The organism is Streptomyces calidiresistens (assembly GCF_014141525.1).
Classification (GTDB): Bacteria; Actinomycetota; Actinomycetes; order Streptomycetales; family Streptomycetaceae; genus Streptomyces; species Streptomyces calidiresistens.
The window spans coordinates 1-552 of record NZ_VKHS01001494.1 but is presented as its reverse complement, the minus strand read 5'-3'; the positions used below and the strand labels follow the sequence as shown (position 1 = coordinate 552).

Annotated in this window: 1 protein-coding gene; it reads left to right on the top strand. The window is 68.5% G+C overall.

Features of this window, described 5'->3' with window-relative positions; genetic code table 11:
* Window positions 1-64 precede the first annotated feature (64 nt).
* Entirely contained in the window at window positions 65-454 is a 390-nt protein-coding gene (locus tag FOE67_RS27985; RefSeq protein WP_182667588.1) for a hypothetical protein, read from the top strand.
* Window positions 455-552 lie beyond the last annotated feature (98 nt).

Here is a 552-nt window from a genome sequence, read left to right as displayed (position 1 = left end):
CAGGCCCCGCCCCGCCCCGCCGTGCCCTTGACCCCAATCCGGGTTGAGGTACGACCCTCGGCGTATGGAGATCACCGACAGCGGCACCATCCTCTTCCGCAACACCATGCGCGTCACCGATGGTCATCTCGATGACTTTCGGGTGGCCATCGCACGGGCGGTGGCCTTCGCCCGGGAGCGCGGTCCCCAACTCATGGTGGAGGTCTTCATCGACGAGGAGCGGATGGTGGCGCACAGCTTTCAGCTCTACCGCGACTCCGACGCCATCCGTACGCACTGGCGACTGTCGGACCCGTACATCCAGGAGGTGATGAAGCACTGCACCGTGCGGCACCTCGAAGTGTTCGGCGAACCGGACCGGGACATCGTGGCCTCCCTCGGGACCTTCGACTTCGTCGTCTCGCCCCGCCTCGTCGGGTTCAACCGTCTGGCGACGCCCGACCGGGACGCATGACCTCCCCGGCTCATCGACCACCCGGCGGGGAGACGGCGGGGGCCGTTCCGAGTTCACGCCCGGTGCCGGGTGTGGCCGGTGGGGCGTTGGGTGGGGAG